At 37.7% G+C, this 21437-nt stretch carries 22 protein-coding genes, 1 pseudogene and 1 riboswitch; of the genes and pseudogenes, 13 read left to right on the top strand and 10 right to left on the bottom strand.

The window, feature by feature from the left end:
- Positions 1–6: 6 nt before the first annotated feature.
- Positions 7–1926, bottom strand: coding sequence for an ABC-F family ATP-binding cassette domain-containing protein (locus tag CFK40_RS19645; protein ID WP_089534065.1), 1920 nt, complete (start codon positions 1924–1926; stop codon positions 7–9).
- Positions 1927–2218: 292 nt separating this feature from the next.
- Between CFK40_RS19645 and moaC the strand changes: the two genes are divergently transcribed.
- Together moaC and CFK40_RS19635 are read left to right on the top strand one after the other, a co-directional pair.
- On the top strand, positions 2219–2698 hold the full coding sequence (moaC, locus tag CFK40_RS19640) for a cyclic pyranopterin monophosphate synthase MoaC (RefSeq protein WP_089534064.1): 480 nt from the start codon (positions 2219–2221) through the stop codon (positions 2696–2698).
- A gap of 17 nt (positions 2699–2715) precedes the next feature.
- Positions 2716–3357, top strand: a complete 642-nt coding sequence (locus tag CFK40_RS19635) for a redox-sensing transcriptional repressor Rex (protein ID WP_089534063.1) — start codon at positions 2716–2718, stop codon at positions 3355–3357.
- Positions 3358–3406: 49 nt separating this feature from the next.
- Here CFK40_RS19635 and CFK40_RS19630 read toward each other — a convergent pair whose 3' ends face one another.
- From CFK40_RS19630 to CFK40_RS19620, 3 genes and pseudogenes are all read right to left on the bottom strand, one after another.
- A complete protein-coding gene (locus CFK40_RS19630) occupies positions 3407–3712 on the bottom strand; it encodes a hypothetical protein (RefSeq protein ID WP_089534062.1) in 306 nt (101 codons plus the stop codon).
- A gap of 260 nt (positions 3713–3972) precedes the next feature.
- Positions 3973–4284 (bottom strand): annotated as a pseudogene (locus CFK40_RS19625) (RNA-guided endonuclease InsQ/TnpB family protein); the annotation flags it as partial.
- A gap of 175 nt (positions 4285–4459) precedes the next feature.
- Positions 4460–4810, bottom strand: a complete 351-nt coding sequence (locus tag CFK40_RS19620) for a class I SAM-dependent methyltransferase (RefSeq protein WP_089534060.1) — start codon at positions 4808–4810, stop codon at positions 4460–4462.
- Between the two features lie 294 nt (positions 4811–5104).
- On the opposite strand from CFK40_RS19620, the gene CFK40_RS19615 reads away from it, so the two are divergent.
- Positions 5105–5356, top strand: coding sequence for a hypothetical protein (locus CFK40_RS19615; protein WP_089534059.1), 252 nt, complete (start codon positions 5105–5107; stop codon positions 5354–5356).
- Positions 5357–5408: 52 nt separating this feature from the next.
- Here the strand turns inward: CFK40_RS19615 and CFK40_RS19610 are convergent, their stop codons facing one another.
- Positions 5409–6272: a DUF2268 domain-containing putative Zn-dependent protease gene (locus tag CFK40_RS19610; protein WP_152640156.1), complete on the bottom strand. Its 864-nt coding sequence runs from the start codon at positions 6270–6272 to the stop codon at positions 5409–5411.
- 108 nt (positions 6273–6380) lie between these two features.
- Here CFK40_RS19610 and CFK40_RS19605 point away from each other — a divergent pair, with 108 nt between their 5' ends.
- Positions 6381–6734, top strand: a complete 354-nt coding sequence (locus CFK40_RS19605) for an ArsR/SmtB family transcription factor (protein WP_089534460.1) — start codon at positions 6381–6383, stop codon at positions 6732–6734.
- Positions 6712–8838, top strand: a complete 2127-nt coding sequence (locus tag CFK40_RS19600; protein WP_319418012.1) for a heavy metal translocating P-type ATPase — start codon at positions 6712–6714, stop codon at positions 8836–8838. The genes CFK40_RS19605 and CFK40_RS19600 overlap by 23 nt, the downstream gene beginning before the upstream one ends.
- 56 nt (positions 8839–8894) lie before the next feature.
- Here CFK40_RS19600 and CFK40_RS19595 read toward each other — a convergent pair whose 3' ends face one another.
- Both CFK40_RS19595 and CFK40_RS19590 read right to left on the bottom strand, forming a co-directional pair.
- Positions 8895–9776, bottom strand: coding sequence for a cation diffusion facilitator family transporter (locus tag CFK40_RS19595; protein ID WP_089534459.1), 882 nt, complete (start codon positions 9774–9776; stop codon positions 8895–8897).
- A gap of 184 nt (positions 9777–9960) precedes the next feature.
- Complete coding sequence (locus CFK40_RS19590; protein WP_089534056.1) at positions 9961–10287, bottom strand: ArsR/SmtB family transcription factor; 327 nt, start codon at positions 10285–10287, stop codon at positions 9961–9963.
- A gap of 195 nt (positions 10288–10482) precedes the next feature.
- On the opposite strand from CFK40_RS19590, the gene CFK40_RS21430 reads away from it, so the two are divergent.
- Entirely contained in the window at positions 10483–11208 is a 726-nt protein-coding gene (locus CFK40_RS21430; protein WP_227001829.1) for a ZIP family metal transporter, read from the top strand.
- A 23-nt stretch (positions 11209–11231) separates the two neighbouring features.
- On the opposite strand, the gene CFK40_RS19580 is transcribed toward CFK40_RS21430, so the two are convergent.
- The 3 genes from CFK40_RS19580 to CFK40_RS19570 form a co-directional block, all read right to left on the bottom strand.
- Positions 11232–11750, bottom strand: a complete 519-nt coding sequence (locus tag CFK40_RS19580; protein WP_089534055.1) for a hypothetical protein — start codon at positions 11748–11750, stop codon at positions 11232–11234.
- Positions 11751–11843: 93 nt separating this feature from the next.
- Positions 11844–11978: a YdiK family protein gene (locus CFK40_RS19575; RefSeq protein WP_319418064.1), complete on the bottom strand. Its 135-nt coding sequence runs from the start codon at positions 11976–11978 to the stop codon at positions 11844–11846.
- A gap of 70 nt (positions 11979–12048) precedes the next feature.
- Positions 12049–12762 carry a CPBP family intramembrane glutamic endopeptidase gene (locus CFK40_RS19570; protein ID WP_089534053.1) on the bottom strand — a complete coding sequence of 238 codons (714 nt, stop codon included), beginning with the start codon at positions 12760–12762 and terminating at the stop codon, positions 12049–12051.
- 271 nt (positions 12763–13033) lie between these two features.
- Here CFK40_RS19570 and groES point away from each other — a divergent pair, with 271 nt between their 5' ends.
- The 7 genes from groES (at position 13034) to CFK40_RS19540 (ending at position 21369) form a co-directional block, all read left to right on the top strand.
- Positions 13034–13321, top strand: coding sequence for a co-chaperone GroES (groES, locus tag CFK40_RS19565; RefSeq protein WP_089534052.1), 288 nt, complete (start codon positions 13034–13036; stop codon positions 13319–13321).
- Between the two features lie 45 nt (positions 13322–13366).
- Entirely contained in the window at positions 13367–15007 is a 1641-nt protein-coding gene (gene groL, locus CFK40_RS19560) for a chaperonin GroEL (protein WP_089534051.1), read from the top strand.
- 464 nt (positions 15008–15471) lie between these two features.
- On the top strand, positions 15472–16722 hold the full coding sequence (locus tag CFK40_RS19555; protein WP_089534050.1) for a dicarboxylate/amino acid:cation symporter: 1251 nt from the start codon (positions 15472–15474) through the stop codon (positions 16720–16722).
- Positions 16723–17066: 344 nt separating this feature from the next.
- A complete protein-coding gene (locus CFK40_RS19550; protein ID WP_089534049.1) occupies positions 17067–17489 on the top strand; it encodes a helix-turn-helix domain-containing protein in 423 nt (140 codons plus the stop codon).
- 249 nt (positions 17490–17738) lie between these two features.
- A complete protein-coding gene (locus CFK40_RS21850) occupies positions 17739–17819 on the top strand; it encodes a putative holin-like toxin (protein WP_227001955.1) in 81 nt (26 codons plus the stop codon).
- A 287-nt stretch (positions 17820–18106) separates the two neighbouring features.
- Positions 18107–18214: riboswitch (SAM riboswitch) on the top strand.
- A gap of 209 nt (positions 18215–18423) precedes the next feature.
- On the top strand, positions 18424–19800 hold the full coding sequence (locus CFK40_RS19545) for an LLM class flavin-dependent oxidoreductase (RefSeq protein WP_089534048.1): 1377 nt from the start codon (positions 18424–18426) through the stop codon (positions 19798–19800).
- 57 nt (positions 19801–19857) lie between these two features.
- Entirely contained in the window at positions 19858–21369 is a 1512-nt protein-coding gene (locus tag CFK40_RS19540; RefSeq protein WP_089534047.1) for a sodium:solute symporter family transporter, read from the top strand.
- The last annotated feature ends 68 nt before the right edge of the window (positions 21370–21437 follow it).

Genomic DNA, 21437 nt, shown 5'->3' with positions numbered 1-21437 from the left:
AAGTAATTACTCTTGCAGTTCGGTCCACTCTTCCATTAGTTGTTCAAGCGTTTGTTTAATAGTGCTAGTTTCCTTTGTTAGCGCCAAAGACTTCTCATGATCTTGAAAAACTTCGGGTTTTGTCATTTCTAATTCTAGCGCTGCAAGTTCATTTTCCCGTTCCTCAATTAAATTTTCCAATTCCTCTATCCGTCGTTGAACTTTTCGTTCCGCACGTTGTCGTGCTTTTTCTTCTTTATAACTCAATTTTCCAGTATCAACCTGTGTTACTTTTATTTGTTCTTGTTGTAGTCGTTCTCTTTCAGCTTGCTCTTCCTTTTTAGCAACGTAATAATCATAATCACCCAAGTATCCAGTGACATGATCTGCTTGAATTTCAACGACTTGTTCAGCAATTTTGTTAATAAAATAACGGTCATGTGAGACAAATATAATTGTACCGTTATAATCGATTAACGCTGATTCTAACACCTCTTTACTATCAATATCCAAATGATTTGTCGGTTCATCCAGTATTAAGAAATTGGCATGAAGCATCATCAGTTTAGCAAGTGATAGTCGAGCTTTCTCTCCACCGCTTAGCGCATGTACAGGCTTTAAAACATCATCACCAGAGAATAAAAAATTACCCAAAACGGTACGGATATCTTTTTCTTTCTCATTTGGATATTTGTCCCATAGCTCTTGTAGAACAGTGTTCGCAGGATTTAAGTTTGTTTGTTCCTGGTCATAATAGCCGATTTCTACATTCGTTCCGATTTGAATGGAACCAGTACTTGGCTGGTATTGTCCGGTTATCATTTTTAGTAAGGTTGTTTTTCCAATCCCATTTGGCCCGACAAGTGCGATACTGTCCCCGCGATTTATAGTAAGATTCATATTTTCAAACAAAAATCTATCCCCATCGCTATATCGAAACGCTAGGTTATTTATTTTTAACACATCATTCCCACTTCGCTTGGTTGAATCAAAAGAAAATTTGGCAGAGGACTCATCACCCTTAGGCCTGTCCAGCTTGTCCATTTTCTCTAGCTTTTTCCTTCTGCTTTGTGCTCGCTTAGTTGTGGAAGCTCGAACTATATTTTTTTGTACAAATTCCTCAAGCTGTTTTATTTCAGACTGTTGTTTTTCAAATTCTTTCATTTCTTGTTCATAATCAAGTGCGCGCTTTTCCAGATATTTACTGTACGTTCCATGGTATTTCCTAACCTTATGATAAGAGATTTCATAGACAATGGATACAGTCTTGTCTAAAAAGTAACGATCATGGGATACAATGGTAACGGCGCCTGGATAACTCGCTAAATAATTTTCAAGCCACCCGAGAGTTTCAATGTCTAAATGGTTAGTAGGTTCGTCAAGGATAAGTAAAGCAGGCTTTTGTAATAACAACTTACCTAATGCCAATCGTGTTTTCTGACCACCACTTAATGTACTAATTGAAGTTTGGTAGTCAGTCTCGTAAAAATGCAGGCCGCTTAGTACAGACTTTATCGATGACGCGTATGAGTATCCACCTTGGGTAATAAATTCCTGTTGTTTCGTATCGTATTCTAGTAAAAGCCGGTTATAGTTATCATCAGACAAGGTAGATGCTTGTTCCATATTTTTTTCAAGCTTCCTGAGCTCTTGTTCTTTTTGGATTAGGTCACGAAAAACATCCAACATTTCATCCCAAATTGTTTTAGCTGATTCAAGACCAGTATGCTGGGAAAGATAACCAATTGTTAGATCTTTTGGTTTGTGCATAACACCCTCATCATAAGAAAATTCACCAGCCATTATTTTAAGTAAGGTTGATTTTCCTGCACCATTTCTACCAACGATTGCAATTCGATCCTGATCTTTTATTTCAAGCTTTATATTTGATAATATTTTTTCTGCTCCAAATGACTTACTGATATCATTTAACTGCATAATAATCATTGCGTTCACCTCAGTATTATCAGTGTATCGCATATCTCAATTATCAAGCAATGTTTAAATGTGAAAATAGTCACGACTTATTATAAATTTTCTGCTAGAATGTACTATAACGTTAAATAGGTTGTTCAAAAAGTCCGGTAAACATGACGCATCGAATTTCTTCGTTAGCTTGCTTTTCCGTTCCTCACGTATTAATAGCATACGTTCCGGTACGGGGAGCTACGCTGCCTCGAACTTCTCGGTCATTTTTATCCTCCTTTTTGAACACAAAATTAAAATTGGAGGTGAGAACATGACTGATTTCACCCACTTTAATCAACAGGGTAGGGCAAAAATGGTGGATATTAGTGAGAAAATAGAAACAGAGCGGACTGCTACAGCACGATCAAGCATATTCGTAACAAAGGAAATTTACATAAAAATTGTTGACCAAGGAATTGAAAAAGGTGATGTACTTGCGGTTGCGCAAGTCGCTGGAATTATGGCAGCAAAGAAGACATCAGATTTGATTCCGATGTGTCATCCCTTACAAATAAAAGGAGTTAATATTTCATTTGATTGGCATTTATCTACTACTAATTATGAACTGGTTATAGAAGCTTTTGTAAAAACAAAAGGAAGTACTGGAGTTGAAATGGAGGCGCTAACTGCTGCTTCTGCAACTGCATTAACTGTTTACGATATGTGTAAAGCACTAGATAAAGGAATGGTTATTGGTCAAACTTATTTAATAGAGAAAAAGGGCGGCAAGTCAGGAGACTATCGGCGCTAAAGATAGGGGGAGTAACTTTGGTACAACATAAAATTCCGCAGGCTACAGCCAAGCGTTTACCGCTATATTACCGTTTTATAAATAATTTACATCACCAAGGGAAAGCTCGGGTTTCTTCAAAAGAATTAAGCGAAGCAGTTAAAGTGGATTCTGCTACAATTCGCAGAGACTTTTCTTATTTTGGTGCATTGGGTAAAAAAGGTTACGGTTACAATGTTGAATATCTCTTAGAATTTTTCAGGAAAACATTGGATCAAGATGAATTAACAGGGGTTGCACTAATCGGTGTTGGTAATCTAGGGACAGCATTTCTTCACTATAATTTTATGAAAAATAATAATACAAAAATCATGATGGCATTTGACGCAGAACCAAGTAAGGTAGGTTCGGACATCGGTGGTATTCCTGTTTATCATATTGATCAATTAGAGGAAAAAATGAGCGATGTACACGTTGCCATATTGACCGTTCCATCTGGTGAGGCGGAGGGTATCACAGAACGTTTAGTTAAAACTGGTGTTTCCGGTATACTGAACTTTACACCTGCGAGGATTACCGTGCCAGACAACATCCGTGTACACCATATTGATCTTGCCGTTGAGCTACAAGCATTGGTGTATTTTTTAAAGCATTATCCGTTGAATGGTGGTCAGGAGTAGCTGTATTCGTTTAGGGTCATAACCCATGTTTGGTTGCATGATAGACATTTTAATTCACCAGCTTTGCATATTTTTCTGTGAGAAGCTGGTGTTCATCCCAGATCTCATAGATGGACGAGTCAATTGAATCTGAAGGATCAAACTCAAGTGATCCATCAGAATCTCTTTGCAAAGTTTGTGTGTTCAGTGCTTTAGTTACACTATTTTCAAGGACAGTTTTAATTAAATTAAATCCTGCGTTGTTATATATACCCATCCACTCACTTTCTGTTGGCACTTGCGCTATTCCATATATTCCGTTTAATCGCCTGAAAACGTGCATCATTTCTTCTGGAAAAGGGAAGGCTGCTGTCATTTCAAGGTCATAAATCCCCCTCATTTCGTAAAAAACGTGCAAATTCCGGAATTGATTTATTTATGTCAGAGAACACGGTAACAGATTCAACTAGTAGTGAACCTCTCCATCTAATCCAAGATTTTGATGGAGCTCCCTATAAAAGCGAATTTCCTCGTTCAACGACCGTTGCTTTGTTCTTGACGAACCGAGGCTTATACAGTCTCCAGAGGTGTTGTTTATACTGTTCGGGCGGGCGGCCTACAGTTTCCACACTATAATTATGCAGTTGGAGTCAGACCAAGTTGGTTTAGTCCGACTTTTTCTATGTTGATTGCGGCATTGTGGTCACGATCTAATACCGTTCCACAATGTTTACAAACATGCGTACGAACAGATAATGATTTTTTCACTCTGTGATGGCAATTTGAGCAATCTTGACTGGTAAAGTGCGGCTTTACTTTTACCAGTTTTCCGCCGTTGCGATTACACTTGTACGTGAGCATCCTACGAAAAGCTCCCCAACCAGCATCGTGAATGGATTTTGCTAGGTGACGATTTTTGACCATGTTTTTAATTTTCAGGTCTTCCATCTAACATTACTATTTGCTTTATACTAGGATACATTTCGTATTTGTAATTTAAGAACACCTGCCGCCACCACCCGAATGTATGTTTGTATCTTTAGTTTATCAAATATTTCTTCATTTGTCTCTGTTTATGCTTTTAATTTCGATAACTAAAAAGAGTCATTCATCCCCCACTAAATCATAGATTTTGAAGGAGACTTCTGACTAAGAATGTTAAATCAAACGATTCATCCACTAAAGGTATATTTCCAATATCCCCTTGAACTACATCAGCTGTTACATTTTCTCTGCAAAATCGTTGTCTCGCTTTTTGTAACATAATTGGATGACGATCAAGTGCAGTTACCGAACAACCATATGTCTTTGCTAAATATGCAGAGGATTGTCCTGTTCCGCAGCCAGCATCAAGTATTTTACTATTTCGATCAATTTTTACGTTCTTTAAAAACGCTTTTGTTAATGCAAGTCCTCCTGGGTGTGCTCCACCAACTCTTAGAAAACTTAGCTTATCGCCAAGCCTTAGTTGCACTTATGCCGGCGTTTCCTTAAAACTTATATACTTTCCTTACGTGCAAAGAAAGCCAAAAAATCATGATAATTATAGTTATCCATTGAATCATCCTTTATTTACATTTACTTATATTATTCATTCAATTTATCTCTGTGATTGGCTTAAAACTCCTTTTATTAACCGTAAGTGTGTTTATTGTCCAATCAATACAAACAGATTGCTCATAAATTACTCGTATAATGCATGGGGATCTAATGAGGTAGTACCATGCATTTATATTTAAAATAGTAAACGAAAGGAGTAAAAGATAGAATGTCTTGTAACCGTTACTTTGATGAATGCAGGAAAAATGTTGGACGTTCGGTGGGAATAAGAACAAAAGATGGAAGATATCACAGAGGCGTTATTACCAATGTCAACCATTCACATGTTTTTCTACGCCCTTGTGGGAATAGAAACCTTGGAGGATTTGGATATGGCTTTGGTGGAGGATATGGCTACGGTAGAGGTTTTGCTGTACCACTAGCTACGATTGCAGCTCTTTCTCTATTATTCTTTTGGTAAAAAAATAAATAAATATATTAGAAGCCTGTAATAGCTTACGGGCTTTATTTTTTTATTTAAAAGCGGATTCTTCGAGAATTTGTTCAGTAGGCATTCTTAACAATTGGTTTACCGTACATGTCGTATTTTCTACGAATGAACAGACAAGATGAAACCCTATGTTGTAGCCCATCCATTTTGGAATAGAATCATTTCCATACATAAATTGTTGATGTCGGATAGACCCTTTCTGTAAATGCAAATTAGATTCAACCTCACCTTTCCAATATTTCAAAGCATGTTCAAGTGAATACATCGAGGTCCACTTTGCTAAGTATTCTTTACCCATTCGTTCATGCACAGCCATTTCTGCTAAGCCTTCAAGGATCATTGCATCCAATAGCGTTATAGTCTTCTCCTCTTGATTCAAGTAATTTAGTCTACACACGTGATTATATTCATGGGTCAAGAGTGCTTGAATTTCCTTATCCGTAGGTTGGCTAGAAACAAATAAAAATAACTTATTCTGGTGTGCTAGGCCAGCTAAGCCATTAAAGTCAATCCGAAGCTGTTCATTTTCAAGGTTGGAAGGAAAAATAAATAGTGGAACATCAGGGCCATTCCAGTCTACTTTTAGTTTATTAAATTCGCTTTCAACATTTCTCCAAATATTCCTCTCGTACATCTTATTTATTGTTTTTTCATCTGAAATGGAAGGTGGAAATAGTCCGTTCTGTAGTAAGTGTTGATGTATTTCTTCAGTAGTTATACTAGTGTAATAATTAGTTAGATGTGGACACAATGTATCTCTTTGAATTCCCATGTCTAGGTCAGGAAATCCTAGCTTTTTAGTTAAATAATGATCCAGCCATTGATTTGTAGCGACAACCGGCACACCAATCACTCTTTTCGTTGTTGATACGATTAGGCTATGCAACGTTATACCTGATTGACATTAAATTTTATAAAGCATACACTATAAACAAATAATCAAACAATCATTTGAATGAAGGTGATCTAAGTGGACAATGAAAAAGTCAAAGATATGTGCGATACCTTTTGTTTTGACGTGGAAAAAGTAAATCGAATTCAACCACAGATGGAACAGGTAAGTGGGGTTGAATTGATTTTCAAGGCTTTATCGGATGCTACCCGTTTAAAAATTGCATATGCACTAACATTGGAAAAAGAGTTATGTGTATGTGACGTAGCTAATATTATCGGATCGACTACTGCAACTGCTTCCCATCATTTACGTCTCTTACGAAATATGAGGTTAGCCAAGTATCGAAAAGAAGGCAAATTGGTTTTTTATTCATTAGCAGATGATCATGTCCGTCAATTGGTATATATCGCTATGATTCATGGGAAAGAAGATGGTACTAGTGGAAACGAATAAGAATGTATATCGGCTACAAGGTTTATCCTGCACAAATTGTGCAGCCAAGTTTGAGAAAAACATACGTAACATACAAACAGTAGAAGACGTCAAGTTGAACTTTGGAGCGTCTAAAATAACGGTTCATGGTGGTGCCACAATTGAACAGCTAGAACAAGCTGGTTCCTTCGACGGCATTAAAGTGTATCCGGAACGACAACGTCAACTTGGAAAGAAGGAATCTTTCTGGGAAAAACGCGATAACATTACCGCAATGATATCCCTCTTTTTCATTATTGTAGGCTATATCTTTTCTATCCAACTAGGAGAGGAAAGCCTAATTACAATTGGAACATTTGGGGTAGCTATTATAATCGGTGGATTTGATTTGTTTAAGGTAGGTTTGAAGAACTTAACGAAACTACAGTTTGACATGAAAACCTTAATGACTATAGCTGTTATTGGTGCAGTTATTATTGGTGAGTGGGGTGAAGGAGCAGTAGTAGTCTTCTTGTTTGCACTGAGTGAAGCTTTAGAAAGTTACTCAATGGATAAAGCAAGGCAATCGATTCAGTCACTAATGGATATTGCCCCAAATCGAGCAACCATAAGACGCAACAATGAAACGATGGAAATTGATGTAGAAGATGTTCGAATTGATGATATCATGCTGATCAAACCTGGACAAAAAATTGCGATGGATGGTGAGGTTGTAAAGGGTCAGTCTTCTATTAATCAAGCAACAATAACAGGGGAGTCAATTCCAGCCTACAAAACTACTGGAGATGAAGTATTTGCGGGAACACTGAATGAAGAAGGAACGTTAGAGGTTCGTGTTACGAAACATGTGGAAGATACGACAATTGCTAAAATCATTCATTTAGTTGAAGAGGCCCAAGCAGAGCGCGCTCCATCTCAACAGTTTGTTGATCGATTTGCGAAGTATTATACCCCTGCCATTATGTTAATTGCACTATTAGTAGCAGTAATTCCACCTCTATTTTTTGGAGAGGGCTGGTCTGAATGGGTATATAGTGGACTTGCGGTGCTGGTGGTTGGTTGTCCTTGTGCTTTGGTAATTTCCACCCCAGTGGCAATTGTAACAGCAATAGGAAACGCAGCGCGTAAAGGAGTTCTGATAAAAGGCGGAATTCATCTGGAGGAAACGGGAAGATTAAAAGTTATTGCTTTTGATAAAACTGGCACCCTTACAGAAGGAAAACCAGAAGTTACGGAAGTCATTAGATTATCTGAGATGAGCCATGAGGAAATCCTGGGTGTCGCAAAAGCAATTGAAGCATTTTCTCAGCATCCATTGGCATCCGCAATCATACGTAAAGCGGATAATGAACAGGTAAATGCTTTTGAAGCTGAGGATTTTCAATCGATCACTGGTAAAGGTGCAAAGGCAACCGTAAATAGTACAGTTTATTTTATTGGCAGTCCATCATTATTTGAAGGAATGGTTTCAGTTTCAACTGGTACGAAACAACAGATTAAAGAATTACAAATACAGGGTAAAACGGTTATGTTGATTGGTACAGAACGAGAGGTGAAAGGTTTAATTGCTGTAGCCGATCAAGTTCGAGAAAGTAGTCCATCTATTATTCAAAAGCTTCATAGGCTTGGTATTGAAAAAACGGTTATGTTGACCGGCGATAACGAGGCAACTGGAAAGGCTATTGGAAAGCAACTGGGGTTAAGTGAGACTAGAGCAGAACTTATGCCACAAGATAAATTGGAATCTATAAAGACTCTACGTGAACGTTATGGAAATGTAGCAATGGTTGGAGACGGTGTCAACGATGCTCCAGCACTCGCAACCGCAACGGTTGGTATTGCAATGGGTGGGGCTGGAACAGATACGGCATTGGAAACTGCTGATATAGCATTGATGGCGGATGATTTAGAAAGGCTTCCATACACAATTTCTTTGAGCAGAAAAACACTATCGATTATTAAGCAAAATGTCTCTTTTGCCCTTGCGTTAAAGGTGCTAGCGCTGCTCTTAATAATTCCCGGCTGGCTTACCTTATGGTTGGCGATATTTGCTGATATGGGAGCTACTTTAATCGTAGTACTTAATTCCCTACGCTTAATGCACGCGAAATATGGCGATGAGTAATTTGTTTAACTAATTAAAAGTACCCCCAACTGGAAGTTCAGGTGGGGGGTACAAATTTAATGACTATGAGAAGAATCTTGTTCATGTTGGCACATTAATGAATTACCATGTGGATGTTCATTATTTTCCATCTGAATTGTTACGTGACCAATCCCTTTATGCTCCAACTCATGTTCAATAGTTCGTAATAATTTTTGACAACTTCGAACAGAAAGATCACTATCTACTACAGCATGACAGGAAAGAGCATTTTGCCCACTAGTAATGCTCCATACGTGTAAATCATGTATGCTAAAGATACCTTGGACGTTTTCCATTGTTTGAATAATATCATCTAATTTAATATTCTTTGGTGTACCTTCCATCAATATATGAATAGCATCTTTGGTAACTCTCCATCCACTTATCAATACAAGAATAGCAACCATAACACTTGCTAGCGGATCGGCCCATCCCCAGTTGAAAAACATGATGAGTAAAGCTGCGACAATTGCTCCAACGGAACCAAGTAAATCACCTAATACATGAAGAAAAGCTGCTCGTAGGTTTAGATTTTCCTTTGTATCACCGCGCATAAGTATCCATGCAACGAAGATATTTACTAACAACCCAACGATAGCGATAGTCAACATACCCGTTGAGGCTACTTCAGGGGGATCTGTAAAACGTTGAAATGCTTCATAGAAAATATACAAAGCTATTAATACGAGAGTGACTCCGTTAAAAACGGCAGCTAAAATTTCAAACCTTTTATATCCATAGGTCTTACTATGGTTAGACACTTTTTCTCCTAATGTAAAGGCTAACAACCCTACTCCAAGTGATATAGAGTCACTTAACATGTGTCCGGCATCTGATAATAAAGCTAGACTGTTGGTAAGGAATCCTCCGATTGCTTCAACGATCATATATGCAGTGATAATAATAAAACTAATCATTAATGCTTTTTTGTTAGCACCATGTGTATGGTCATGCCCGTGATCATGGCCCAATTTAAATTCCTCCTATACATTATTTATGGTTATATTTATATATATTCATATAACGATATTGATGCTAATAATATTTTTAATTCTTTATGTGTAATGAAAGTATAAGTTTTGCCCATTTCTAAAAATAAAATCAGCTATGGCAGGCGTGGTCGATTGTTTGCTTCAACATATTCATAACATGCTCATCATCATGAGAATAAAATAAAGTTGTACCTTCTCGACGATATTTTACTAGCCGTAAATTTTTTAAGAAACGTAATTGATGAGAAACGGTCGATTGTCTAAGGTGTAAATTTTCTGCAATGTCATTTACGGAATACTCTTTATGAAATAGCAAGTGAAGAATTCGAATTCTGGTCGGATCACCTAACGCTTTGAATGTTTGAGATACAACAAATAATGTTTCCTCATCTAAATCCTTAGTATTCACTTTTTCCTTCTTTTCTTGTTCTTCCATTATAATTCCCTCGCTTCTATAATTAATTCGCGTTACAGGTAGTATAATAATCTATTTATGTATGCATATATTAACATATGATCATATTGTATATTTCATAAACAGAACTGTCAACTATAGATTGATTAAGGCTAGTATGTTTAAACTTCATTAGCCATATAAAATAAATATAAGCGATTTATAGGGAGGGATTTAATGGGTACTGCATGGATTATTGGGGCTTTCGCATCTGCTTTAGGAATTGGAGTAGGAGGTGCACTTGCATGGATTATGAAAGGGTTTCAGCAAGGTTTTGTTTTTATCTACTCATTATGTACAGGGCTAATTATGGGATTGTTATTTCTTGAAATGATTCCAGAAAGTATAGAGTTAGGTGGATGGACTGTTCTAGCTTTCGGTTTAGCGGCAGGATTGCTGCTGTTTATATATATTCATCGTTTTATGGGTAAAATTACGATCATTACCGATAATCATCAAAAGGATATCTTTGTTCGTTCTGGTGTACTTTTAACAATGAGTATAGCGATTCATAATTTTCCTGTTGGCATTGCACTTGGATCAACTATAGGAACAGATATTGGGAATTTAATGTTAACAACTCTTGTGTTACATAACATTCCAGAAGGGATTATCATTTTCACACCCTTGTTTTTAGCTGGATTCGGATTTCTTACTTTTTTGCTATTCACAATAATCATAGCACTTCCTATTGCCGCAGGGTCTTTGTTAGGACAACTTTTTGATAGTGGAATCCCGTCATTGCTCGCGTTCATTATAAATCTTGCTATTGCCGTCATTTTTATGGTTGCAGTAAAGGAGATTTTTTGGGGAGCGGTTAAAAATTCAACTGTAGTATATTGCTCTATTATAGGGATGTTTGGGTTCGGGATTATTTATTTATACGTAACTTTAATAAACTAAACTTCCTATTTTTATATTTTACTTTAAATAATCGGTCCCAGTTGATTATAAACAATAATAAATAGCAGGAATGCGAATAAACAAAGAACAATAAAGGGCTGATTTGAGCTTTTGTTTAAAGATTCCTGCCTGATCAGCTGAAAAAGAATTAAAACAATCGCAATAAATAACATGAACATCATTCTAATTAAGGAATCTTGAAATTCAGGCGTAGCCATTAATCCGAGCATTGCTCCCATCATGCCGCCCATAATACCTGATAACGTTCCATCTAGGACTGCAAGTAAACTAATAGGCAATCCCGCTAAAAAACCAGCTGTCACCCCGATTATGATACTTAGTACAGTAGAGGAATATAAATCTCCAGTTAGAAAAATGCCTAGAATTACACCAACCGTTAATCCGACAATCATTCCAGTTGCCATTGCAATCATCATACCTGTCATTTTTGAAATGCTATTACGGTTATAAATGGTGAGGATTATAACAGCTAAAGATAATATAAAAATAATAAAAAAAGTAATAAATAGGGGTAGTGTCATCTAGCATTCTCCTCCAACTTGTCTAGGGTAATTCATTATATGTATCAAATCAATGTGCATGTTAAAAAAACAAGGAGTAGCCAATTTTAATGGCTACTCCTTAGTTTTTTTGTTATGTCTATAATTTCGTATAAGTCTTAACCCCACGTAAAAATCAAGTGTAGCTATTATTGCAAATACCACTGTGATGGAATTCCAACCGGTTTCTCCTGAACTTTGAATGGCCATGTAGACGAATAATACGCCCATAATAAAGTATATAATCGCCATTACCTTTGGTGAAGTCCTCATAAATATATTAGCCCCCAATTAAAATCATTTGCATTTGTTCGAGCTGTTTTTGCATTTTTTCTATGTCCTCTGGTGATAACGAAAATTGAACAAGTACAGATATGGAGTTTAATGTCATATGGACGATAATCGGAACAAGAATGCGTTTTGTTTTCACATAAAGGTAAGCAAACACAAATCCCATTGAACCATAGATAAGAATATGTTCAGGTTCTCCATGAATGATTCCAAAAATCAACGCAGATAGTAAAGCCGCTAAGAAGAAATTCATTTTTTTATAAAAGCTTCCAAAAATGATCTTTCTGAAAATAACTTCTTCTACAATAGGTGCTATTATAGCTGGTATGACCATAAATATAGGTGCTGCACGTGTAATGTCAATGATCATTTCGGTGTTTGCAGAACCGGGTTGAATACCTAATATCTGTATTTCAATAATACTTGCAATGTACTGGGCAAAGTAGGCCATGAACACACCAACTATAGACCATAGAACAATTGCACCAGGCTTTGCAGCGTCACGTGTAGCTGGTACTTTCATGTACGGTTTCATAATCAAAAGAATGACAACTAGTCCGGCTGCAAAGCTAAAGATTGTCCAGTATATAACAGCTTGGAATTCACTAATAGGTAAGGTTGCGAATAAAAGTGGCGCAAAAACTATCCCAGAAAATTGCATAATAATATAGGTGAGAATGACATACCAATAACGCTTGGTCAAAGTGAAACGACTCCTTTAATAATCAATATATTAACTAGTGTATGCAACTGTGTAGTGCTATTAACACTCTATTAAGCATTTTATCATAATTGTTGCCATGCTAATAATAGAATGGTCTATTAACAAGGGTAAAAGAAAATTTTTTAAAAAATATCGCATTGATTACTTGCAATTTTATCGAGGTTTTTATATGATAATAATTGGAATTAGCACTCAGTTGTATAGAGTGCTAATAATTAATAAAAGCAAATGAATTAAGGAGGTTGTCTACATGATTAAACCACTAGGAGATCGTGTTGTAATCGAGCTTGTTGAACAAGAGGAAAAAACTGCAAGCGGTATTGTACTTCCAGACTCTGCAAAGGAAAAGCCACAAGAAGGTAAGATTGTTGCAGTAGGATCTGGTCGTGTAGCAGATAACGGAGAAAAAATTGCACTTGAGGTTTCTGAAGGAGAGCGCATTATTTTCTCAAAATTTGCTGGTACAGAAGTGAAATATGATGGTACAGAATACTTAATTCTTCGTGAAAATGACATCTTAGCTGTTGTTAGCCAATAACAACATTTACTTACTTATGAAATAAATTTAAGGAGGCATTTAATTATGGCTAAAGAAATTAAATTTAGTGAAGACGCTCGCCGAGCAATGTTACGCGGTGTAGATACATTAGCAGATGCGGTAAAAGTAACACTTGGGCCAAAAGGTCGCAACGTTGTTTTAGATAAAAAATTCGGTTCACCTTTAATTACAAATGATGGTGTAACAATTGCAAAAGAAATTGAACTAGAAGATCATTTCGAAAATATGGGTGCACAGCTTGTATCTGAAGTAGCATCAAAAACAAATGATGTTGCTGGTGATGGTACAACAACTGCAACTGTGTTAGCACAAGCAATGATCCGTGAAGGACTTAAAAACGTTGCATCTGGAGCAAACCCAGTTGGCGTTCGTCGTGGAATTGAAAAGGCTGTAGAACTTGCAGTAAGAGAACTTCAATCTATTTCAAAACCTATCGAAAGCAAAGAATCTATTGCACAAGTTGCAGCTATTTCATCAGGTGATGATGAAGTAGGTAACCTTATTGCAGAAGCAATGGAACGTGTTGGTAATGATGGTGTTATCACAATTGAAGAGTCAAAAGGCTTTAACACGGAACTAGAAGTTGTTGAAGGTATGCAATTTGACCGTGGCTATTCTTCTCCATACATGGTTACTGACCAAGATAAAATGGAAGCAATACTAGAAGATCCATATATTTTAATCACAGATAAGAAGATTGGTAACATCCAAGAAGTATTACCAGTATTAGAGCAGGTAGTACAACAAGGTAAACCACTTCTATTAGTAGCTGAAGATGTTGAAGGTGAAGCACTTGCAACACTAGTTGTGAACAAGCTTCGCGGAACATTTAATGCAGTTGCAGTAAAAGCTCCTGGATTTGGTGATCGTCGTAAAGCAATGCTTGAAGACCTTGCTACATTAACAGGCGCTGAAGTAATCACAGAAGATCTAGGACTTGATCTTAAGAGTACTACAATTGAACAACTAGGTCGCGCATCTAAAATTGTTGTTACAAAAGATACAACAACAGTAGTAGAAGGATCTGGTAACCCAGAAGCAATTTCTTCTCGTGTAGCACAAATTCGTGCACAAGCTGAAGAATCTACTTCTGAATTTGATAAAGAAAAATTACAAGAACGTCTTGCTAAACTAGCAGGCGGTGTAGCAGTCATCAAAGTTGGTGCTGCAACTGAAACAGAATTAAAAGAGCGTAAATTACGTATTGAAGATGCATTAAACTCTACTCGCGCAGCTGTCGAAGAAGGTATCGTAGCTGGTGGTGGTACTGCTCTAGTAAACGTCTACAAACAAGTAAGTGAATTAAATCTAACTGGTGACGAAGCTACTGGTGCTAACATCGTACGCCGTGCTCTTGAAGAACCAGTTCGCCAAATTGCACACAACGCTGGCCTTGAAGGTTCTATTATTGTAGAACGTCTTAAAGGTGAAAGTGTTGGTGTCGGATTCAACGCAGCATCTGGCGAGTGGGTAAACATGGTTGAAGCTGGTATCGTTGATCCAACAAAAGTAACTCGTTACGCACTACAAAACGCAGCATCTGTGGCAGCAATGTTCCTAACTACAGAAGCTGTAGTAGCAGATCTTCCAGAAGAAAGTGCTGGCGGTGCAGGTGGCGGAATGCCTGACATGGGCGGTATGGGTGGAATGGGCGGCATGATGTAATAAACTCTAAAATCCCTCGATAATTAGGGGGTTCAGAGAATATTACACCACCCAATATCATCAAAACATCACATTTTTATATGTTTTGTTCTGAGATGCTCTTCAGATGGTCTTTGACTTTCTGGGGCGCATCTTTTTTATATGGTTCAGTTACATGTGTATAAATTTCAACCCTGGTATATATAGGATCATCTACCTTCTACCAAAAAAGGAATTATATAAGTATATTTATCAAATTTGTTATCGTTTTCTTAAACTATTCTTGAGTTCAAACGTTAATTACTATAAAATTACATGGGGAGATAATGGTCAAAGAGTTCTTAAATACGGATCTTCCATACAGTTATACAAGAAAAGTCTATCTGACTCCTTTCCTGGTGGTTGGCTGTATCAAACTATTCAACTTAACTCCATGACACATATTAGGTCAGAGCCCTCAAAATATACTATCAGGAGGTAGATGTATGAAATTAACAGCAAAGATTTTGATTGGACTCGGTCTCGGAGCTGTCGTCGGTTTAGCTTTACATTTCTTAGCGCCGGACTTATTTGACACGTTGGATGCCTACTTTTTTGGTCCGCTTGGAACAATCTTTCTGAATTTAATTAAAATGCTAGTTGTTCCTATCGTGTTTTTCTCAATTACTTTAGGTGTAGCTGCACTGGGTGATCCGAAAAAATTAGGACGTATAGGTACGAAAACGGTGGCCTTTTTCTTGGCAACTACAACCATCGCTCTCATAATAGCAATTGGTTTTGCTTATCTTTTTGAACCCGGAAACACAGGAATTGATCCATCTGGGGCAGAATACGAAAGTGAGGAAGCTCCTTCAGTTGTTGAAACGTTTACAAGTATCATCCCTACGAACCCCCTCCAGTCAATGGTTGAAGGGAATATGCTGCAAATTATTGCCTTTTCTATCTTTATCGGTTTTGCATTGACGATGCTTGGTAAAAAGGTAGAGGCCGTAACGAGGGTAATTGAACAAGGAAATGAAATTATGATGTTCCTTGTAAATTTAATTATGCGCTTCGCTCCATACGGTGCCTTTGGATTATTAGCTTCTGCCATCGGCCAAATGGGACTTGATGGTGCAATGGCGATGGCTGCCTATATGCTTGTCGTCTTACTCGCATTATTTATACACGCGTTTGTCGTCTATGGAAGCGCTGTTTTCTTTCTCGGTAAGATGAATCCGCTTCGCTTCTTTAAAGGCTTCTTCCCTGCAGCAACGGTTGGATTTAGTACATCGAGCAGTAGCTCAACACTGCCAGTTTCCATGAAGGTAGCCCAGGAAAACTTAGGAGTACCGAAATCAATCAGTGGTTTTGTCCAGCCATTAGGTGCCACTATTAATATGGATGGAACAGCTATTATGCAAGGTGTAGCAACGGTTTTTATTGCCCAAGTATACGGCACTGATTTATCGTTCACACAACTAATCATGGTTGTCGTTACGGCTGTATTAGCTAGTATTGGTACGGCAGGTGTTCCAGGTGTAGGACTTATCATGCTTGCGATGGTTCTTAACCAAGTATCCCTCCCAGTTGAAGGGATTGCACTCATTATCGGGATCGACCGTTTATTGGACATGACACGTACAGCTATCAATATTACGGGTGATGCTGCATGTGCTGTCTGTGTCGCAGAATCCGAGAAAAAACATGGTTTACCTGAAGAGGTGCCAGAAACGGATATTAGTCATGTTAAATAAATAGGAGGAGCAGGCCGGTTAGATTTTCTCTTAGGATATGACTTATTCAAAAAGGCATTTATCAAGTGATTAACTTGGTAAATGCCTTTTGAAATGTCCGGTGTGTTCCCTCTACCAACTAAAAATTCAAACAAAGGAATTTTTTACAGGAAAATAGAATATGTAATAAGAGTAGCCTTTCACAATGCTTGTCCAGAAAAACTACTTCTACTATCTTATTTACCCGTTCCACCTTTGTCGAATGTATCATGAATAATGTCTATAACATCTTCTTTATCATTATGTTTAATCAATTTTATCATCCTTTCAATTATAACCATTTCCAAAAGTGAGGTAATTTATACATGAAAAAGATAACGATCGAACTAAGCGAAGAGGCATATGATCAACTAAAAGAAATCACAGATCTGGAAAATTTGATTAATCGACATAGGGATAAAAATAGACGTGATAATTATAAAATTGAGGAATTTGTCATTGGTTGTATTGTGGATAAAATAGAACAAATAAAACATTTTGAGTTAGTTAACCCATTCATAGAAAATAATGCTCAACCTGTTATTAAGAATCGGTTTAAAGAAATTGCTAAAGATAAAAATATTTATATAAAAGATGTTGCTGATCAATTGAACATGCTGCCGCCAAATATAAGCAAGATATTTAACAATGCCTCACAACCACGATTAGAGTTATTCATTAAAATCTGGATTGTGCTTGGCTGCCCACCATTACATAAATGTATTTCCCTGGAAGAAGATGAAGGTTAGAAACTTTGTTTTCTTTTTTTTTGCAGTTAAGAAAGTATAAATCCTTTCTTACTGCATAAGTGCAACTAAGGCTTTCGCCGTTAAGGATTGGCGATAAGCCAAGTTTTCTAACGTTTTTTTAAAATAAATGTAATAGGACAAGCGTTCCCACCCATATCATTAAATATAATAAACTTAATAAAAATGTATCAATAACATTATGGAGACTTTTTAACGGAATGATGACCCTTAGAAAGGGGGTGATCCCGGATGACAGTATTTGAAACGCTTGTCCTCATGATTTCCTTTGGAACATTAATGGTTGCAGTATTGTCAGACCATAAAAAATAACCACCTGGCTCTGACAAGCAAGTAGGTGGTTATTTTTCAGTGACCTTGAATATTTAGCTGATCGTTGGTGTATCAGCACCAGCGGTCTCTTTTTAGTTTATGCAACGTACTCTAGGTTTATTATATACAAAAATTATGAGATTGAAACCAATTGATAAAGTATTTCTAGTTTGTTTTTGACATTCCGCCGTTTATTAGTTTGCAAACTATTTTTATAAATATAAGATTCCTACTTGACAGTTTTTTCTGTATTCGATATGATATGTACAATCTTTTAATTGAATAAAACCTTATCAAGAGTCGGGGAAGGAGTCTGGTCCTGTGATCCCGCAGCAACCGTTATTTGTAACAAGGTGCTAATTCCAGCAAGCAAGCATTTGCTTGAAAGATGAGATGGTGTGTAATGAAAATATAACCTCTTCCTCATCGGGAGAGGTTTTTTTGATTCCAACGAATAAGTGGTGGATTTACATATCTTTTTTAAACCAAGTAAATGCATAAGATAAGTTATATTTATTTTGGGAGGTGAAATAAAAAAGCAGAATCCTAAATTACCTAACAGTGTCAGCACTAATCACTCGAAAATAAACTATAAGGAGTTTTGATGATGGCAAAACAGATTCATTTAAATGGATTTATCCAAAATTCGCCTTCCCCACATTCAACGGGATTGTGGAAACATGAAAAGGATCAAGGTACAAATCATAACAGTTTATCGTATTGGATAGAAGCAGCACAAACTCTGGAACGGGGAAAATTTGATGCTTTATTTATCGCAGATGTACTTGGGACATACAGCGTTTATGAAAACAGCCATCATGCTGCTGCAAAAAGTGCTGTACAGCTTCCAGCCCATGATCCGCTGATTCCAATTTCAGCCATGGCAGCAGTGACTGAACATCTGGGTTTTGCGCCGACAATATCCGCTACATATGCACAACCTTACGCATTGGCACGTCAGCTTTCGACGCTTGACCATTTAACAGGAGGTAGAGTCGCTTGGAATGTGGTGACATCGTATCTAGAAAGTGAAGCAGTTAATCTTGGGCTTTCTGAGCGGTTACCAAAAGAACTTAGATATGACCGGGCAGATGAATTTCTGGAAGTCGTCTATAAGCTATGGGAACACAGCTGGGAAAATGATGCCGTTGTTCATGACAAAGAAAGTGATACATTTGCTAATCCTGATAAGGTTCATTTGATCAACCATATAGGCAAGTTTTTCAATGTACCAGGTCCTCATTTGGTTGAACCATCGCCTCAGCGTACGCCTGTTCTGTTTCAAGCGGGGGCTTCTCCAAAAGGAAAAGATTTCGCTGCCAAACATGCGGAGGCTGTTTTCACAAAAAATCACTCGCTGGATGCATTAAAGCAATATACTGCGGATATTCGTAAACGGACGAAGCTGCAGGGGAGAAATCCGAATGATGTGCGCATCTTCCCAATGATTCTGCCGATTATCGGTTCAACCGAGGAAGAAGCGTATGCTAACTACGAAGATTTGACCAATCATGTTAGCTATGAAGGAACGGCATCACTCCTATCTGGCCATACGGGTATTGACTTTTCCAACTATGATCCTGATCAATACATTGAGGATATGGAGACAGAAGCGGTTCAGGGGAATCTGGATATGTATGCAAAAGATCCGAATAAAAAATGGACATTGCGAGAAGCCATTAAAAATCATGGTCTCGGCAATGGAACCGTGAAGTTTATCGGCACACCGGAACAAATTGCCGATAAGATTGAGGAATGGGCGAGTGAGGGCGATGCGGATGGCTTCAATATTGCCCAGACTTATTCGCCAGGCACATTACGAGAGTTTGTTGATTATGTCGTGCCTGAACTGCAAAAACGGGGGATTTATCGGACGGAATATGAAGGAAAGACATTAAGAGAAAACATGTTTGGAAAAGGACATGTCCACTTGCCGGATAATCATCCTGCAAAAAAACTCGGCATCGTTCAAACTCAATAAGGCTTAGGGGATTCATTTCCCCTTTTAATAATCAGTGGAAAATGAAAGGGGACAGAAATGAGTACTGTAACATTATATACATGGATAGGTTTTGCTATATTTTTGGTTGTTATGTTTGCCCTTGGTTATGTGAGTGCCAAAAAGACAAAAAGTGTTAGCGACTTTGCCATTGGCGGTGCAAGTATGGGACCATATGTACTCGGCTTATCTTTTGCGGCAACTTATTTAAGTGCTGCCACATTTCTTGGGTATCCAGGTTGGTCCCATGATTGGGGACTTTCAAACCTTTGGCTGTTTTTGGCAATGATTGGTGGAGGACCAATCGGGGTATTAATGGTAGCCAAAAGGGTTAGAAAATTAAATACGGGGCAAAAATCTCTTTCATTGCCAGACTGGTTGGGTGATTTTTACAAAAGTGATATATTGCGGGTTGGAACAGGATTAATTTTGCTCTTTAATATTTTTTATATTGCAGCACAATTTGTTGCAGGTGCACGAATTTTTCAATTCTTGCTGGGTATGTCTTATACAGGTGGGTTAATATTTATTGCAGCAATCGTTGTCCTTTACGTCTTTGCTGGTGGGGCGTTTGCTGATATATACACAGATGCTGTCCAAGCTGTCATGATGGCCATCGCTGGTGTGTTTGTGTTTGTTTCTGGAATCGTCATTTTCTGGAAAGGAAGCATTACCGCAACATTTACCGGCATTACACAAAAATTGGCGGCACAGGATGGTAATTTAGTAGAGGTATTTAATCCGGACTCAACACACTTTTATTCTATCGGTGTTGTAACTGGGGCAATTGTTATCCAGTGGGCGTTTGCCTCAGCACCCCACTTGTTCAACAAAGTTCTCGGATTGAAAAGTGAAAAGGATCTTGGAAAAATGATTTTGACCTATGTTATCACAGCTACATTCTGTCTTGTTGTTCTCTTCGGGGGATTGTATAGCAGGGCAGCGCTTGGCGATAATATTGTTGCCGCTGATCTGGCACTAATGGAATACGCGGTTTGGGCTTTCCCAGCCATTATTGTAGCAATTTTGGGAGTTGTTATTCTCGCTGCTGCCATGTCAACAACAGACGGTTTATTTGTTTCTATTTCGACCGTATTTGCCAATGATATTTTTTTGAAAGTCTTAGTCAAACGGGGAATTGTCAATGTTAGTGATCAGAAAGCACAGAAGATAGCGCTGCAAATCAGCCGCATGACGGTCCCGTTGGTTGGTTTGATTGCATTTTTAATCGTGCTAAAGCCACCTTTATATATGGGAGCTGTTATGTGGATTGGGATCTCCGGTGTAGCTGCAGGAACGATGGGTCCAATTCTGTACGCTGTCTATGCAAAGAAAAAAGCCCCAGCAAGAGCGGCAGAACTGTCGATGGTTGTTGGTCTGCTCTCCTATCTTATTATCTATTTTGGCGGGATAATTCCAAGTACGATGACAGCAGGAGCAATCGCAACCTTTATTGGTATCGCTACGATTATTATCTTAGCTCGTATTTTAAAGGAACCGCAAGCTGCTAAGATGGAAAAAGTTGAAGAAAAGAGTTTAAAAGCAAATTAAGGAAAGGGTGAATTGCAATTTTTGTTAATCCGATGCTTTCCATATGGCTGTATGGATTTATCACATTT

The sequence above is a fragment of the Virgibacillus necropolis genome (assembly GCF_002224365.1).
GTDB classification, from domain to species: domain Bacteria; phylum Bacillota; class Bacilli; order Bacillales; family Amphibacillaceae; genus Virgibacillus_F; species Virgibacillus_F necropolis.
Note: the sequence above shows the minus strand (reverse complement) of the source record. Positions and strands in the feature narration are given on the sequence as shown.

Bases quoted from the DNA above. Each gene is read 5' to 3' on its own strand.
- CFK40_RS19580 (WP_089534055.1), bottom strand. From the start codon at position 11,750: ATGACACTACCCCTATTTATTACTTTTTTTATTATTTTTATATTATCT.
- CFK40_RS19590 (WP_089534056.1), bottom strand. From the start codon at position 10,287: ATGGAAGAACAAGAAAAGAAGGAAAAAGTGAATACTAAGGATTTAGAT.
- CFK40_RS19600 (WP_319418012.1), top strand. From the start codon at position 6,712: ATGGTACTAGTGGAAACGAATAAGAATGTATATCGGCTACAAGGTTTA.
- CFK40_RS19540 (WP_089534047.1), top strand. From the start codon at position 19,858: ATGAGTACTGTAACATTATATACATGGATAGGTTTTGCTATATTTTTG.
- CFK40_RS19550 (WP_089534049.1), top strand. From the start codon at position 17,067: ATGAAAAAGATAACGATCGAACTAAGCGAAGAGGCATATGATCAACTA.
- CFK40_RS21850 (WP_227001955.1), top strand. From the start codon at position 17,739: ATGACAGTATTTGAAACGCTTGTCCTCATGATTTCCTTTGGAACATTA.
- moaC (WP_089534064.1), top strand. From the start codon at position 2,219: ATGACTGATTTCACCCACTTTAATCAACAGGGTAGGGCAAAAATGGTG.
- CFK40_RS19615 (WP_089534059.1), top strand. From the start codon at position 5,105: ATGTCTTGTAACCGTTACTTTGATGAATGCAGGAAAAATGTTGGACGT.
- CFK40_RS19630 (WP_089534062.1), bottom strand. From the start codon at position 3,712: ATGACAGCAGCCTTCCCTTTTCCAGAAGAAATGATGCACGTTTTCAGG.
- CFK40_RS19645 (WP_089534065.1), bottom strand. From the start codon at position 1,926: ATGATTATTATGCAGTTAAATGATATCAGTAAGTCATTTGGAGCAGAA.
- CFK40_RS19605 (WP_089534460.1), top strand. From the start codon at position 6,381: ATGTGCGATACCTTTTGTTTTGACGTGGAAAAAGTAAATCGAATTCAA.
- CFK40_RS19595 (WP_089534459.1), bottom strand. From the start codon at position 9,776: ATGATTAGTTTTATTATTATCACTGCATATATGATCGTTGAAGCAATC.
- CFK40_RS19545 (WP_089534048.1), top strand. From the start codon at position 18,424: ATGATGGCAAAACAGATTCATTTAAATGGATTTATCCAAAATTCGCCT.
- groL (WP_089534051.1), top strand. From the start codon at position 13,367: ATGGCTAAAGAAATTAAATTTAGTGAAGACGCTCGCCGAGCAATGTTA.
- CFK40_RS21430 (WP_227001829.1), top strand. From the start codon at position 10,483: ATGGGTACTGCATGGATTATTGGGGCTTTCGCATCTGCTTTAGGAATT.
- CFK40_RS19555 (WP_089534050.1), top strand. From the start codon at position 15,472: ATGAAATTAACAGCAAAGATTTTGATTGGACTCGGTCTCGGAGCTGTC.
- CFK40_RS19575 (WP_319418064.1), bottom strand. From the start codon at position 11,978: ATGGCCATTCAAAGTTCAGGAGAAACCGGTTGGAATTCCATCACAGTG.
- groES (WP_089534052.1), top strand. From the start codon at position 13,034: ATGATTAAACCACTAGGAGATCGTGTTGTAATCGAGCTTGTTGAACAA.